This window comes from Oceanibacterium hippocampi (assembly GCF_900172325.1).
GTDB classification, from domain to species: domain Bacteria; phylum Pseudomonadota; class Alphaproteobacteria; order Sneathiellales; family Sneathiellaceae; genus Oceanibacterium; species Oceanibacterium hippocampi.
Window position 1 is genome coordinate 223,445 of the sequence record NZ_FWFR01000002.1, and the last position, 14,543, is coordinate 237,987.

Genomic DNA, 14,543 nt, shown 5'->3' on the forward strand with positions numbered 1-14,543 from the left:
AAGGGGCGCCGTTTTCGATTCTGCGCTATCATCGTCGCTCACCTTTGGGGGGGAGCCTTATCTTGGCCGCACGCGAAGCCATTGCCGCCGCGCTCTGCCGTCTGCCGGACGGCTTCTACGAACTGCTCTATGCCGGCCGACGGACAAGCCGGGACGGTCGCCGCCTTGACGCCAGGGCGCAGTTCATCGCCGCGCTGATCGCCAAGACGGGGACGCCGCTGGCCGAGGAAACGGTCGCCGGCGCCCGGGCCCAGATCGAGGCCGTCGCCGCCCTTCTCGGCGGCCCGGCCGAGGAACTCGCCTCCGTCACGGACGACGACATCGATGTCGGCGGCAGGAATCTTGCCATCCGGCATTACCGGCCGAAGCGGGACGCCGGCGACGGCGGCCCCTGCCCGGCCCTGCTCTATTTCCACGGCGGCGGTTTCATCCGCGGCTCGCTGGACAGCCACGACCACCTGTGCCGCTCGCTCGCGGCGCGGAGCGGGGCGGATGTCATTTCGGTCGCCTACCGGCTGGCGCCCGAGCACAGGTTCCCCGCCGCCGTGGACGACGCGCTGGCCGCCTGGACGTGGCTCGTCGGCCATGCCGGGGAACGCGGGCTCGACCCCGCGCGCCTCGCGGTCGGTGGCGACAGCTCCGGCGGCAATCTCGCCGCCGTGCTCTGCCAGGATATCCGTGCGGCCGGCCTCGCCGCGCCCGTCTTCCAGTTGCTGATCTATCCGGTGACCGACGCGCGCTTCGAGGCACGCTCGCACACGACGTTCGGCGACGGCTTCGTGCTCACCGCCGAGCGGATGCGCTGGTACCGGGACCATTATCTGGCGCGGCCGGAGGAGATGGACGATCCGCGCGCCTCGCCCCTGCGCGCCACCGATTTCGGCGGCCTGCCACCGGCCCTCGTCATCACCGCCGGTTTCGATCCGCTGATCGACGAGGGCGAGGCCTATGCCGAGGCGCTCGCCGCCGCCGGCGTCGAGATCGCCGTGCGACGTTTCGACGGCATGGTGCACGGTTTCATGTCGATGCCGGGTGCCTTCCGCGACGCCGGGGCCGCGATCGACGATGCCGCGGCAAGCCTGCGGAGCGCGCTTGTCCCGGACAGGCCGGGAGGCTGACGCAACGATCTCGCCTACAGCCCGAAGGTCACGCGACCGTCCTCGCCGATCGACCAGGCAGGGTTCCAGGCGATTTCCCAGGCATGGCCGTCGGGGTCCGCGACATAACCGCGGAAGCCGCCATGCGGAGGTGCATCGGCCGGGCGCAGGATGGCGCCGCCGGCGGCCGCGAGGCGGTCCATCAGGGGCCCGACATCCGGCTGCGATGGGACATTGTGGGCGAGAGCGAACGCGCCGGGTTGTTGCCCGCCGGCGCGGTTCATGTCGGCCTCCAGCGCTGTCCGATGGAAGGTTCCCAGAACGAAGCCGTTCATCTGGTAGAAGATGATCGTGTCATTCGCGAAAACCGGGGCCCATCCGAAGCCGTCAACGTAGAAACGACGCGACCGGTCGAGATCGTCGGTGCCGAGGGTGATGACCGAAATCTGCTGCTGCATACCAGAACCTCATCCTTCGCCGGCGCACCATGCGTCGGCGTCAAAGGTCATGGGACACGTCGCGCTCGCGAAGGTCAGGACCCGCTTTCGCGGGGATCGGGCCAACCGCACCGATCTCTCCTTTTCAGACCCTCCGTGATTAGCACCGCATGCGGCGATGCTCAATAGTCTCAGCCGGCGGGGCCATCGCCCGAGCCGGGTTTCGGGACTAGCGGAGGCGATGCCGAAGGTCGTCGTAACCGCCGATCGGCTCGCCATCCATGAAGATCTGCGGGATGGTGCGGGCCCGCGGCAGACGCTTCAGCAGCTCCGCCCTGACCGCCTCATCACTGATGTCGCGTTCGGTGAAGCGCAACTTGCGCTCGCGAAGCAATGCCTTGGCCGCGGTGCAATAGCCGCAGCCCGGGCCAGTGAAGATCTCGATTTTCGGCACGATTGACAGCTCCTCCTGTGACGGGACGGTGCCGGCGCGAACGGTCGGTCCGCGCCGGCGCCTCTCAATGCTTGACGTGCAGGATCGGCTTCACGCCGTCGAACATCGGTTCCAGCGCCACGCCCAGCGCATCGCCGAACTTGGACACCGCGATATAGATCGTGATCACGAAAGCCGCATCGACGATTTCCGGTTCGCTCCAATGCTTGTGCAGTCGCTCCCAGAGCTCGTTCGAGACGCGGTTGGCGTCCACGCCGATCTGCACGGCGAAATCGAGCAGCGCCTTCTCCCCTTCGGTGTAATGCGGGCTGGTCCTGTACTTGTCGCCGTCGATATCGGCGATCTTCTCGTCCGATATCCCGAGCATGTTCGAAACCCGCTCGTGCTGGACGACGCAATACTGGCACTCGTTGCGCTGCGTCGCCTTCAGGATCAGCAGTTCCTTGGTCTTCCAGTCGAGGACGCCGTCCTTCAGGATCGCCATGATCATGTCGGTGAAGACGGTTCCGTATTCGGGCTGGTGACCGAACACCTTGAAGATATTGAGCAGGGCCTGGAAGCGCTCTTCCGCCTTCCCGTAGAAGGCTTTTGTCTGCGCGTCGGCCTGTTCCTTCTCGACATAGGATACGCTCATCGCGGAATCCTCCCTTGTGTTGAATGATCGTTCAAAACCGGCCAAAATTTTTATGGTTCCAGCATCGTCCTGACCTGGGACGCGATGGCGTCGATGACCGTCTGGCGGGGTTTCGTGCGGGTCACGACCCGCAGTCCGAGGAACAGGGCGAGCAATGACCCTGCGCCTTGCCCGGGATCCAGGCGATCGGTGATGATGCCCTCCGCCTGCCCGGCCGCGATCATGGTCCGGAAGAAGTCTTCGACCGCCATGATCGAACCGTCGACAATCTCCCGGATTTCCGGGTCATGGGGCGAGAGTTCGAGGAGCGTGTTGACCAGCAGGCAACCGCCCGGACGCTCATCCTTTCCCGCGCCGCACGCCGCTTCCGCGAAGGTCGCGATGATGGCCTCCTTCGCGTTTCCCGAGCGCGCCATGCGGGCCAGGAAATCGGTGCGATAGGTCTTGTCGTAATGGCGAAGAGTAGCGATGAACAGGGTACGCTTGTCGGTAAAGGCGGCGTAGATGCTGCCCCGATTGAGACCGCTCGCCTCGACGATGTCCCGCATGCTCGTGGCTTCGTAGCCGTGCGACCAGAAGGCGTGCATCACGCTGTCGAGGACTTTCGTTTCGTCGTATTTCTTTTCCCAGGGCATGGCGGTGATTCTACGGGTTTGGAACGATCGATCAAATAACAAGATGATCGCAAAGTCGTGAAGTTCCGGTCCCGCGCGGCGATGCTAGAAGCGGCCAGGGAGACACGATGGTTCCGACATGCCAGCAAGACGACAACCCGATGGCCCCCGCAGGGTAGATACCGGTGATGGCACCCGGCGCCGTTACCGGCGTTTCGGGATGATGGTTCGCCATACCGCGGCCGGTTTCGCCGTCCTCGCACTCGCGGCCTGTGCCGCGCCGTCACAGCATGCCGGCGGCAGCGCCCCGCCCCGCCTCGATGGGGAAAGCGGCCAGTACACGCTGCTGAAAAGCGTCCGCCCGGCCCGGCTCACGCCCTTCACGACGGCGGCCGGCGAGACGGTTGACCTCGGGCACTTCCGCGGCAAGGTGGTGCTGCTGAGCTTCTGGGCGAGTTGGTGTGCGCCATGCCTGTACGAGATGCCGTTGCTCGACCGGCTGGCACGCGAGATGGCGGGGGCGGATCTTGCCGTCGTCCCGGTTTCGATCGACGAACGCGGCCTGCCGGCGGCAGCCGCCTTCTACCGGGCGCACGGACTGCGCGACCTCGGGATCTATCTCGATCCCGACCAGCGTACGGCCTATTTCGACGGGACCAATCGGAACGATGCCGAGTTCGCCCTCTACGGCCTGCCGATCAGCTATATCCTCGACCGGCAGGGACGCGTGATGGGCTACATCACCGGGGCGGTGGACTGGCAATCGGACGCGGCCGCCCGGCTGCTGCGCCATTACCTTGCCGTCGACGATGCCGGCGCCGCACGGACGTCCGAATGAAAAAGGCCGCCCGTTGCGGGGCGGCCTTTTCCAGAGCAGAACAGGAAGACGAACGATCAGCCGGAATAGAATTCGACGACCAGGTTCGGTTCCATCATGACCGGGTACGGCACTTCGCCGAGCGTCGGCGTGCGGACGAACGTGCCCTTCATCGCCTTGTGGTCGACGTCGTAATACTCGGGAACGTCGCGCTCCGGGCTGTCGACCGCCTCGAGCAGAACGCCGAGTTGCTTCGACTTGCCGCGAACCTCGATCACGTCGCCTTCGCGCAGACGATAGCTGGGGATGTTCACCCGGCGACCGTTGACCGTGACATGGCCGTGATTGACGAACTGGCGCGCCGCGAAGACCGTGGGCACGAACTTCATGCGGTAGACCGCCGCGTCGAGACGACGCTCCAGCAGACCGATCAGGTTCTCCGAGGTGTCGCCACGACGGCGCGCTGCCTCGTCATAGATCTTGCGGAACTGCCGCTCGGTGATGTTGCCGTAGTAGCCCTTGAGCTTCTGCTTGGCGGCAAGATGCACGCCGAAGTCCGAGAGCTTGCGACGACGGGCCTGGCCATGCTGGCCCGGGCCGTATTCGCGCCGGTTCACCGGGCTCTTCGGGCGACCCCAGAGGTTTTCGCCGAGACGGCGATTGATCTTGTATTTTGATTGTAGGCGTTTGCTCATCGCGCCGATCCAAAAGGACAAAAAGAAACGTGGCGGACCTCAGGGCCCGCCGCGATTGAGGCGCAATATACGCGCTCGAAATGTGATGTCAAACCGTTTCCACCGCTTTCCTGAAGTACAGGGCAGCCAACGCCTTCGGGCGATCGGGCGGCCCGGTGCCCCGCCCTAACCGGCTTGCTGTAGCATGGCGCGCGCCTCGCGGATTCGGGGTGCCGCGCAAGGTCGCCGGTATTGCTGCTCCATGTAGGCGAGCGAAACCGGAAAGCGTTCCAGCAGCCCGACCTCGTTCGCCCAGTCGAGCGTGTAGGCGCAGACGATGTCCGCCGCGCTGAAATCGTCGCCGACGAGTTGGTCCCGACCCCGGAGATGATCCTCGAGGACTGTCGCCATCGCCTCGAAGTCGCGCCGGGCGAGCGCGATGTCCGCCGGCAGGCGTTCCGCCTCGGGATACAGGCTGCTGTGCCGGGCGATCCGCCAGAGCGGCTGTTCCAGTTCCGTCGCGGTGAACATCAGCCAGCGCAGCGCCTGGCCGCGATCGGCGAGCGCCGCCGGCATCAGGCCGCGGTCCGGGAATTTCTCGCAGAGATACAGCACGATCGCGACCGATTCCGTCAGGACGACGCCGTCGTCCTCGAGGACCGGCAGCTTGCCTGCGGGATTGAGCGCGAGAAAGTCCGGCTGCCGGTGTGCGCCGGCCCGCATGTTGACGATGACACTCTCGAACTCTGCCTCCAGTTCCTGCAGCGTCCAGCGCGCACGGATCGAACGGGTCGGCGGAAACTCGTGGAGCCTGATCATCGGATTGGCCTCGGTCTAGTCCCCTGTTTCGAGGAAGCGCAGGATGCGGGGATTGATCACATCGCTGGCCTCGTGCGTGACCCAGTGGGTCGATTTCGGCAACCGGAGGATGCGGAGGTCGTCGACCAGCGTCTCCAGGCCGTTCAGGTTGTCGGTCAGGAGTGCCGGGTCGCGTTCGCCCCAGATCACCAGCGTCGGGACGCGAACCCGGAAATTCTCCGGATCGAGGGCCGCCGGCATGTCGCTGCCGTCCGGCGCCGGCGGCCGGAGCGGCGAGGCCCGGTAGTAGTTCAGACCGCCGGCGATCGCGCCGGGTTGCCGCCATGCATCAAGATACGCCTGCCTGTCGTCATCGTCCATGTGGCCCTTGGCATGAATGCCGAGAAAGGCGAATTCCCAGAGCTTGCCGCAGTCGTCGGACGCCAGGTAGGTCTCGGCCTCGGGCGTCTGGAAGAAGCGCATGTACTGGCTCGCCGCCGCCTGGTCGGGATTCTCCCGCAACTCACGGCTGAAGGTCGCCGGGTGCGGCGCGTTGATGATGATCAGCCGCTCGAGCCGTTCCGGCCGTGCCATCGCGTAGGCCCAGGCGCAGGCACCGCCCCAGTCGTGTGCGCAGAGCGCGAACCTGTCGGTGCCGTAATGACTGGCGAGGCCGTCGATATCGGCGATCAGGTGGCGGACGCGGTAATCCTCGACCGCCTCGGGCTTGTCGGAGAGATTGTAGCCGCGCATGTCGGGCGCGATCGCACGCCACCCCTGTTCGGCGAAATAGCGGAGCTGATGGCGCCACGTGTACCAGAATTCAGGGAAACCGTGCAGGAACAGGATCGGCTTGCCGTCGGCCGGTCCGGCCGTGGCAACATTCAGCGTAACCTCGCCGACGTCGATCCGCTCCAGGCTGATATCGTCGCTCATGCGTCCTCCCCGTCTTTGCTTGCTGCGTCGCCGACGCCACTGCGCCGCCTGCGTCCCTGGGCCAGCGACTTGATGACGCCACGCAAGGTGCGCACGTCCGGTTCGGTAAAGCCAGCGCGCTGCAACATGTTCCGCAGGTTCCGGACCATCACCGGCTTCTTGCCGGGGGTCGGGTCGAAAAAGCCGCTCTCGGTAAGCTCGTCCTCGAGATGCTCGAACAGATGGACGAGGTCCGCCTTGCTGGCCGGCGGCGCCTCCCGCGACCCGGTGACGCTCGCCGGTTCGATGCCGCCGGTTTGGAACCATTCATAGCCGATCAGGAGGACCGCCTGGGCCAGGTTGATCGAGGCGAAGGCCGGATTGAGCGGTACCGTCAGCACGGTGTCGGCGAGCACGATGTCGTCGTTGTGCAGGCCGGCGCGTTCGCCCCCGAACAGCACGCCGCAGGTCGCTCCGGCCTGGTAGGCGGCCCGCATTTCATCGGCGGCCTCGGCCGGCGTCGCCACCCGCTTCGACATGTCGCGCTGCCGCGCGGTGGTCGCATAGACCCGCGAGAGGTCGGCGATCGCCTCTGCCGTGCTGTCGAACAGCCGGGCATTGTCGATGACCATGTCGGCGCGGGACGCGAGCGCCTTGGCACGCGGATTGGGCCAGCCGTCGCGCGGCTTCACAAGGCGGAGGTCGGTCAGGCCGAAATTCAGCATCGCCCGGGCGGCGGCGCCGATATTCTCGCCGAGTTGCGGCTCCACGAGGATGATCGCCGGGCCGCCGAGTATCGGTTCCCGGCCGCGATCGGTCCCGGCCATCGGCTAGCGCTTGGCCGTGCGCGGCAGCTCGATCGGCGTGACCGTGACGCTTGCCGGCGCGCCGTCGCGATAGAGCTTGTGGGTGATGGAATCGATCAGCGCGTCGAAGGACGCGTCGACGATGTTCGGCGAGACGCCGACGGTGAACCAGCGTTCGCCGGTATCGTCGGTGCTCTCGATCAGCACGCGCGTCACCGCCTCGGTGCCGGCCGTCAGGATACGCACCTTGAAGTCGACCAGCCGGAGGTCCGCCAGGTAGTGCGAGTATTTGCCGAGATCCTTGCGGAGCGCGGTATCGAGCGCGTTGACCGGGCCGTTCCCCTCGCCCGCCGACATGATCGTCTCGCCGTCGACGACGATCTTGACGATCGCCTCCGACACGGTGATCAGCTGGCCCTTGGCGTTGTGGCGCCGCTCGACGATCACCCGGAACGAGCTGACGTCGAAATAGCGCGGGACCTGGTCGAGCGCCCGGCGCGCCAGCAGGCCGAAGCTGGCGAGTGCCCCGTCGTAGGAATACCCGACATGTTCGCGCCGCTTGACCTCGTCCAGCAGACGGCCGACGCGCTTGTCCTTGGGGTCGAGATCGACGCCGATCTCGGCGAGCTGCGCCAGGATGTTCGACTTGCCGGCCTGGGCCGAGACCAGGATATGGCGCTTGTTGCCGATCGCTTCCGGCGGCACATGCTCGTAGGTCGTCGGGTCCTTCTGCACGGCCGAGACATGCAGCCCGCCCTTGTGCGCGAAGGCGGACGAGCCGACATAGGGCGCGTGCCGGTTCGGCAGCCGGTTCAGGACCTCGTCCAGCAGATGCGAGGTCGGCGTCAGCCGCTTCAGCGCCTCGGCCGTGATCCCGGTCTCGACGATATCCCTGTAGGGCGCCTTCAGGACCAGCGAGGGGATCAGCGACACGAGGTTGGCGTTGCCGCATCGTTCGCCGATGCCGTTGAGCGTACCCTGCACCATGCGGACACCGGCGCGCACCGCGGCCAGGCTGTTGGCCACCGCGTTCTCGGTATCGTTGTGGCAATGGATGCCGAGACGATCGCCGGGGACATGGGCGGTGACCTCGCGGACGATCCGCTCGACCGCGTCGGGCAGGACCCCGCCGTTGGTGTCGCAGAGCACGATCCAGCGCGCGCCTGCCTCGTGGGCGGCGGTCAGGCAGCGGATCGCGAAGTCCGGATTGGCCTGGTACCCGTCGAAGAAATGCTCCGCGTCGAACAGGGCCTCGCGTCCGCTTTCACGCACGGCGCGAACCGAGTCCGCGATCAGTTCGACATTCTCGTCGAGCGAGATGCCCAGTGCCACCTTGACGTGGAAATCCCAGGTCTTGCCGACCAGGCAGGCGGCGACGGCGCCGGTCTCGATGACCGCGACCAGCCCCGGATCGTTGGAGGCCGAACGGCCCGGCCGGCGCGTCATCCCGAAGGCGGTGAGCCTGGCCTGCTTCAGCTTCGGCACATCGGCGAAAAACTCGCTGTCGACCGGGTTGGCGCCGGGCCAGCCGCCCTCGACGTAATCGATCCCGAGACCGTCGAGCGCGTTGGCGATGGTCCGCTTGTCCTCGACGCTGAAATCGACGCCCTGGGTCTGCGCCCCGTCGCGCAACGTGGTGTCGAACAGATAGAGCCGTTCCCTGCCCATTTAAGCGCGCCTCCAGATGGTGCCGCCGGTGCCGTCCTCGAGCTGGATGCCACGGGCGGCGAGATCGTCCCGGATCTGGTCAGCGCGGGCGAAATCGCGCGCCTGCCGCGCCGCGATCCGCTCGGCGATCAGGCGTTCCACTTCCGCCGTCTCGTCGTCGGCGGCGCCACGGTGGAACCAGGCCTCGACATCCTGCTGGAGAATGCCGAGCAGCTCGCCGCCGGCGAGCAGCGCCCCCTTCAGGCGGCGACGCTCGTCCAGGTCGGTCGATTTCAGGTCGGTCGAGCGATTGGCCTCGCCGGCCAGGCGGTACATCTCGGCCAGCGCGTTCGGTGTGTTGAGATCGTCCTCGAGCGCCTCGACGACCGCCGGATCGGCCTCAGGCTGGTCAACCTCGACGTCGGACAATCGCCGCAAGGCATTGTAAAGCCTGTCGAGATTGGTCTTCGCCTGTTCCAGTCCCTCGGGACTCCAGTCGAGCGGTTGCCGGTAGTGCCCGCTCAGCATGCAGAGCCGCGCGACCTCGCCCGGAACCTCATCCAGTACATCGCGAAGGGTGCGGAAATTGCCGAGCGACTTCGACATCTTCTCGCCGCCGGTGACGGTCAACATGCCGTTGTGAACCCAGTAGCGGGCGAACTGCGCGCCCTCGTGCGCGCACAGCGACTGGGCCCGTTCGTTCTCGTGATGGGGAAAGACCAGATCCAGGCCGCCGCCGTGAATATCGAAATCGCGCCCGAGATGCTTCTCGCTCATCGCCGAGCATTCGATATGCCAGCCGGGTCGGCCGCGTCCCCAGGGGCTGTCCCAGCCGGGCATCTCCCCGGTCGACGGCTTCCAGAGCACGAAATCGGCCGGGTCCTTCTTGTAGGGCGCGACGTCGACGCGGGCGCCGGCGACCATTTCCTTCATGCTGCGCCCGGACAGGTCGCCATAGCCGCTCATGCTTGGCACGTTGAAGAGGACGTGCCCTTCCGCCTCGTAGGCGTGGCCGCGCGCGATCAGCTGCTCGATCAGCGCGATCATCTCGGCGATATGGTCGGTCGCCTTCGGCTCGACGTCCGGCGGCAGCGCGTTCAGCGCCGCGATCTGCTCGTGGAAGGCATCGGTCATCCGCCGCGTCAACGCGTCGATCGGCTCACCGTTCGCTTCGGCAGCCTTGATGATCTTGTCGTCGACATCGGTCAGGTTGCGGACATAGGTGAGCTTCGGATAACAGCGCCGCAACAGCCGGGCCAGCACGTCGAAGATGATGATCGGCCGTGCATTGCCGATATGCACATTGTCGTAGACCGTCGGCCCGCAGACATACATCCGCACGTGCGACGGATCGAGCGGCGCGAAAGTCTCCTTACGGCGACTGGCCGTATTGTGCAGTCGAAGCGTCAAGATCCTGTCCTAATACCTTGATGATAATACTGAACCCGACGAACGGCGATGTTCGCGGCTGCGGCCGGGCCGGCTAGGGGTAGCAGATTATCGGAACAAGGTCCACGGCGCGCCCGGCGTCGTCAAACGGAAAACGACAGGCTGCCTGCCCTGCCGCGCTCTCAGGCCCCGGGGCGGCGCAGGTGGCGGAGCAGCCGCGCCGAGCGGCGGAGCGCGGTGGCGAGCGCGCCGATGGCGATCAACAGCAGCGCGATCCGCAGGACCTCGTTGTCGCCCTGCCAGAGCGGCTCCAGCGTCGAGGCCAGCGCCGCCGCGGTAATCGCTGCCATCCGGTGCGGTTTCGCCATCGGGCCCGAGAAATCGACCGGCGCGCCGACCGCGTGGCCCATTTCCCGGACATAGGCGGTCAGCACCGCGAAGGCAGCGGCGGCCCAGCCGAGTTCGGGGAGGCCGGCGCCGTATCCCGCCCCGACGAGGATCAGGATGTCGGCGAAGCGGTCCGGCACCTCGTTCCAGAAGGGACCGTCCGGCGCGCCCCGGCCGGCCTCGACCGCGACCATCCCGTCGAGCAGGTTGCAGAGCAGGCGGAGCTGGCAGAACAGTGCCGCGGCGAGCAGCAGGACGATCCGCATCACCCCCGCCTCGCCGGCGGCGAGCCAGAAGGCGGCCCCGGACAGCGCGGCGGCGACCATGCTGGCCTGGGAAATCCCGTTCGGCGTGATCGGGGTGCGGGCAAGCGTGCGGGTCAGCGCCCGTGCCCAGCCGGTCTCCCGGCTCGCCAGCGGCCGGCGGTTGCCGCTCCCCCCGTCGCCCGGCTTCGTCATGGCAGCGCCCAGCCGTAGCGGACGAGGTGGAAGAAGATCGGCGCCGAGAAGATCACCGAATCCAGCCGGTCGATGAAGCCGCCATGGCCGGCGATCATGTGACCCCAGTCCTTGACCCCCTTGTCGCGTTTCACCGCCGAAAGCACGAGGCCGCCGAAGAAGCCCATCAGCGCGATCACGAGCGCGAGCAGGCCGGCCTCGACCAGCGTGAAGGGCGTGATCCACCAGAGCCCGGCGCCGATCAGCGTGGCGCTCGCCACACCGCCGACGAAGCCTTCCCAGGTCTTGGATGGCGACAGGTTCGGCGCGATCTTGTGCCGGCCGAACAGCTTTCCCCAGACATACTGCATGACGTCGCTCATCTGCACGACGACGACCAGGAACGCGATCAGCAGCACGTTCCGGCCGCTGTAGCCCGGAATGTCGAGGGTGAGCAACGCGGCGCCGTGCGAGATGCAGAAGACGCAGATCATCAGCGCCCACTGGGATTCCGCGATACGCACGAGGAAATGCTCGGTATCGGCCCGCAGCGCGGCGACGATCGGCATCAGCAGGAAGGCATAGACCGGGATGAAGATCGAATAGAGCCCGTACCAGCCGTACCAGATCAGGCCGTACTGGATCGGCAGGATCAGGAAGAAGGCGCCGGCGATCGCCCAATGGTCGGCCCGGCCGACGCTGGTCAGGGTGACGAACTCGCGCAGCGCGGCGAAGGAGCAGAAGGCGAACAGCAGGACCACGCCGATCCGTCCGCCGAGAAAGGCGATCGCCAGCAGCAGGGCCATCCCCCACCAGGCATGGATGCGGGCGTTGAGATTCTCGATCGAGGCATTGTCGCGGTTCGGCGACAGCCGGCGCTGCAGCACGAAGCCGATCACAGTGGCGACGACAAGGATCGCGCCGATGGCGGCCAGCAGGGTCAGGAAATCGGCCTGGACGTCATTCATGTGCCTGGCTCCGCCCGCCGGGGTGCGAGGGCACGGAGCGCGGCCTCGGCGCGGGCGAGGAAATCCTTCTTCTCTTCCGCCGGATGGAGCCGTATCGCCTCGCCGAACGTCACCGTGCAGATCATCGGGATCGGCACCACCTCGCCTTTCGGCATCACCCGGTTCAGGTTGGCGAGCCAGACCGGCACCAGGTCGATCTCGGGCCGCAGTTTCGCGAGATGGTAGAGCCCGCTCTTGAACGGCAGCAGCGGCACGCCGGTGGTGTTCCGCGTGCCTTCCGGGAACAGGATCAGGGCCGAGCCCTCGTCGAGCGCCGCCGCCATCTTGGCGACCGGATCCTCGTCCGGATCGCCGCGCGTGCGGTCGATCAGCACCGCGTTCAGCACATCCCGGCCGATGAACCGGCGGATGGCGGAGGTGAGCCAGTAGTCACTGCCGGCCACCGGCCGGGTGAGCCTGCGGAGCGCCGGCGGCAGGACCGTCCAGATCAGCACGAAGTCGCCGTGGCTCGCGTGATTGGCGAAATAGACCCGTGCGCCGGGCGCCGGCGGGCCACCCTGCCAGATGCCGCGAACCGCCGTGATGAAGCGGGCGAAAAGGACGATCAGCGCGCCCGTGAGCCACGCGGCAGCGGGTTTCATGTGATCGCTCGACCTCCGGCCAGTGACAGTGCCGCGGAGTGTATCAGAAAGCGCACATGCGCGCGCCAGTGTTGCGCGAATCAGCCGGGGTTCGCGCGTCGGGCGACCGGACGCCGCTCAGCCTCTGTCGCGATAGCCGTTGGTGATCGGGTAACGCCGGTCGCGTCCGAAGTTCCGGGCCGTGATCTTGACCCCCGGCGGCGACTGGCGGCGCTTGTACTCGGCGATGTAGAGCAGGTTCTGGACCCGGTTGACGGTCTCCCGCTCGAAGCCGGCGGCGACGATCTCGGACACGCTCATCTCCTGCTCGACCAGGCGTTCGAGGATGCCGTCGAGCACCGGATAGGGCGGCAGGCTGTCCTCGTCCTTCTGGTCGGGACGGAGTTCCGCGGTCGGCGGCTTGACGATCACGCGCTCCGGCATGATCCGCCCGGCGGGGCCGAGGAAATCCGGGTTGTGATGCTGGTTGCGCCAGTGCGAGAGCTCGAAACAGGTCGTCTTGTAGACGTCCTTCAGCACCGAGTAGCCACCGCACATGTCGCCGTAAAGGGTCGCGTAACCGACCGACATTTCCGACTTGTTGCCGGTCGTCAGCACCATCGGACCGAACTTGTTGGAAATCGCCATGACGACCAGCGCCCGGGCCCGCGACTGCAGGTTCTCCTCGGTCACGTCGGCCGGACGCCCGTCGAACAGCGGACCCATCATGGTCTCGTAGGCGTCGACCGCGGGGGCGATGGAAACGGTGTCCAGGCGGGTGCCGAGCAGCTCGGCACAGGCGGCCGCGTCCTCGAGGCTCTCGCTGCTGGTGTAGCGCGACGGCATCATCACGCAATGCACGCGGTCGGGGCCGAGCGCATCGACCGCGACGGCGGCGCTGAGCGCGGAATCGACGCCGCCGGAGAGGCCGAGCACGACACCGGGGAAGCGGTTTTTCCCGACATAGTCGCGAAGGCCCAGCACCATGGTCCGGTAGATCGCTTCCAGCCGGCTCGAGGCCGGCGCCCGCTCGCCGTCGGCGCAGGCCCAGCGGCCGTCATCGCCGCGCCGCCACTCGCTGACCACCAGCCGCTCCCGCCAGCCGTCGAGCTGGATCGGCCGGCGGCAGTCGGCATTCAGCACGAAGGAGCCGCCGTCGAAGACCAGTTCGTCCTGGCCGCCCACCTGGTTGACGTAAACCAGCGGCAGGCCGCTTTCGGTGACGCGCGCGACCGCGTGATTGAGCCGGATGTCGAGCTTGCCGATATCATAGGGGCTGCCGTTGGGAACCAGCAGGATCTCCGCGCCCGATTCCTCGAGCGTCTCGGTGACCTCGGGGAACCACATGTCCTCGCAGACCATCAGGCCGAGGCGGACGTCGCGGAAATTCACCGGCCCGGGTTGCGGCCCGACGGCGAACAGCCGCTTCTCGTCGAAGACGCCGTAATTCGGCAGCTCGCATTTGTGGCGCACCGCCTGGACCTGACCGGCGTCGAGCAGTCCGACGGAGTTGTAGAGCTGGCCGTTCTCGAGCCATGGCATGGTCATCAGCAGCGCCGGGCCGCCGTCCGCCGTTTCCGCCGCCAGTTCCTCGACCGCGGCCCGCGCGGCGGCCACGAAGGACCGCTTCATGACCAGGTCCTCGGGCGGATAGCCGGTGATGAAGAGTTCCGGGAAAAGCACGATATCGGCGCCGCCGGCCTCGGCCTCGGCGCGGAATTCGCGCGCCAGGGCGAGGTTGCCGTCGATATCGCCGAGTGTCGGATTGGCCTGCGCCAGCGCGATCTTCAAGCTGCTAGTCATGGCACGGTTCTAGCGCGCAGCCCGACGGGGAACAACGCGAATTCGA

At 66.8% G+C, this 14,543-nt stretch carries 16 protein-coding genes; 2 read left to right on the forward strand and 14 right to left on the reverse strand.

The annotated features are described in order from the left end of the window. Positions 1-62: 62 nt before the first annotated feature. Positions 63-1,118 (forward strand): alpha/beta hydrolase, encoded by a 1,056-nt coding sequence (locus OCH7691_RS12090; RefSeq protein WP_217807951.1) that lies wholly within the window; start codon positions 63-65, stop codon positions 1,116-1,118. Between the two features lie 14 nt (positions 1,119-1,132). Here OCH7691_RS12090 and OCH7691_RS12095 read toward each other — a convergent pair whose 3' ends face one another. The 4 genes from OCH7691_RS12095 to OCH7691_RS12110 form a co-directional block, all read right to left on the reverse strand. Beyond that, positions 1,133-1,555 (reverse strand): VOC family protein, encoded by a 423-nt coding sequence (locus OCH7691_RS12095; RefSeq protein WP_085883798.1) that lies wholly within the window; start codon positions 1,553-1,555, stop codon positions 1,133-1,135. Positions 1,556-1,763: 208 nt separating this feature from the next. Next, the gene (locus OCH7691_RS12100; RefSeq protein ID WP_085883799.1) at positions 1,764-1,988 is read right to left on the reverse strand and encodes a glutaredoxin family protein; all 225 of its coding nucleotides are present in this window, start codon (positions 1,986-1,988) and stop codon (positions 1,764-1,766) included. Between the two features lie 64 nt (positions 1,989-2,052). Next, positions 2,053-2,622, reverse strand: coding sequence for a carboxymuconolactone decarboxylase family protein (locus OCH7691_RS12105; RefSeq protein WP_085883800.1), 570 nt, complete (start codon positions 2,620-2,622; stop codon positions 2,053-2,055). A 50-nt stretch (positions 2,623-2,672) separates the two neighbouring features. After that, complete coding sequence (locus OCH7691_RS12110) at positions 2,673-3,257, reverse strand: TetR/AcrR family transcriptional regulator (RefSeq protein WP_085883801.1); 585 nt, start codon at positions 3,255-3,257, stop codon at positions 2,673-2,675. A 199-nt stretch (positions 3,258-3,456) separates the two neighbouring features. Here OCH7691_RS12110 and OCH7691_RS12115 point away from each other — a divergent pair, with 199 nt between their 5' ends. Further along, positions 3,457-4,074 (forward strand): TlpA disulfide reductase family protein, encoded by a 618-nt coding sequence (locus tag OCH7691_RS12115; protein ID WP_176245028.1) that lies wholly within the window; start codon positions 3,457-3,459, stop codon positions 4,072-4,074. A gap of 56 nt (positions 4,075-4,130) precedes the next feature. Here the strand turns inward: OCH7691_RS12115 and rpsD are convergent, their stop codons facing one another. From rpsD to OCH7691_RS12165, 10 genes are all read right to left on the reverse strand, one after another. Then, positions 4,131-4,748 (reverse strand): 30S ribosomal protein S4, encoded by a 618-nt coding sequence (gene rpsD / locus OCH7691_RS12120; RefSeq protein ID WP_085884445.1) that lies wholly within the window; start codon positions 4,746-4,748, stop codon positions 4,131-4,133. Between the two features lie 165 nt (positions 4,749-4,913). Next, on the reverse strand, positions 4,914-5,546 hold the full coding sequence (locus OCH7691_RS12125) for a glutathione S-transferase family protein (RefSeq protein WP_085883803.1): 633 nt from the start codon (positions 5,544-5,546) through the stop codon (positions 4,914-4,916). 15 nt (positions 5,547-5,561) lie between these two features. Beyond that, positions 5,562-6,461 (reverse strand): alpha/beta fold hydrolase, encoded by a 900-nt coding sequence (locus tag OCH7691_RS12130; RefSeq protein ID WP_085883804.1) that lies wholly within the window; start codon positions 6,459-6,461, stop codon positions 5,562-5,564. Then, positions 6,458-7,267, reverse strand: coding sequence for an RNA methyltransferase (locus tag OCH7691_RS12135; RefSeq protein ID WP_085883805.1), 810 nt, complete (start codon positions 7,265-7,267; stop codon positions 6,458-6,460). Before OCH7691_RS12135 ends, OCH7691_RS12130 begins: the two co-directional genes overlap by 4 nt. Positions 7,268-7,270: 3 nt before the next feature. Beyond that, positions 7,271-8,914, reverse strand: coding sequence for a citramalate synthase (cimA, locus tag OCH7691_RS12140; RefSeq protein ID WP_085883806.1), 1,644 nt, complete (start codon positions 8,912-8,914; stop codon positions 7,271-7,273). Beyond that, positions 8,915-10,303, reverse strand: coding sequence for a cysteine--tRNA ligase (gene cysS / locus OCH7691_RS12145; protein ID WP_085883807.1), 1,389 nt, complete (start codon positions 10,301-10,303; stop codon positions 8,915-8,917). Between the two features lie 161 nt (positions 10,304-10,464). Beyond that, a complete protein-coding gene (locus OCH7691_RS12150) occupies positions 10,465-11,127 on the reverse strand; it encodes a CDP-alcohol phosphatidyltransferase family protein (protein ID WP_085883808.1) in 663 nt (220 codons plus the stop codon). Then, positions 11,124-12,074 (reverse strand): phosphatidate cytidylyltransferase, encoded by a 951-nt coding sequence (locus tag OCH7691_RS12155; protein WP_085883809.1) that lies wholly within the window; start codon positions 12,072-12,074, stop codon positions 11,124-11,126. The genes OCH7691_RS12150 and OCH7691_RS12155 overlap by 4 nt, the downstream gene beginning before the upstream one ends. Further along, positions 12,071-12,715, reverse strand: coding sequence for a lysophospholipid acyltransferase family protein (locus tag OCH7691_RS12160; RefSeq protein WP_085883810.1), 645 nt, complete (start codon positions 12,713-12,715; stop codon positions 12,071-12,073). Before OCH7691_RS12160 ends, OCH7691_RS12155 begins: the two co-directional genes overlap by 4 nt. A 117-nt stretch (positions 12,716-12,832) precedes the next feature. After that, positions 12,833-14,497, reverse strand: coding sequence for an NAD+ synthase (locus OCH7691_RS12165; RefSeq protein WP_085883811.1), 1,665 nt, complete (start codon positions 14,495-14,497; stop codon positions 12,833-12,835). Positions 14,498-14,543: the final 46 nt, after the last annotated feature.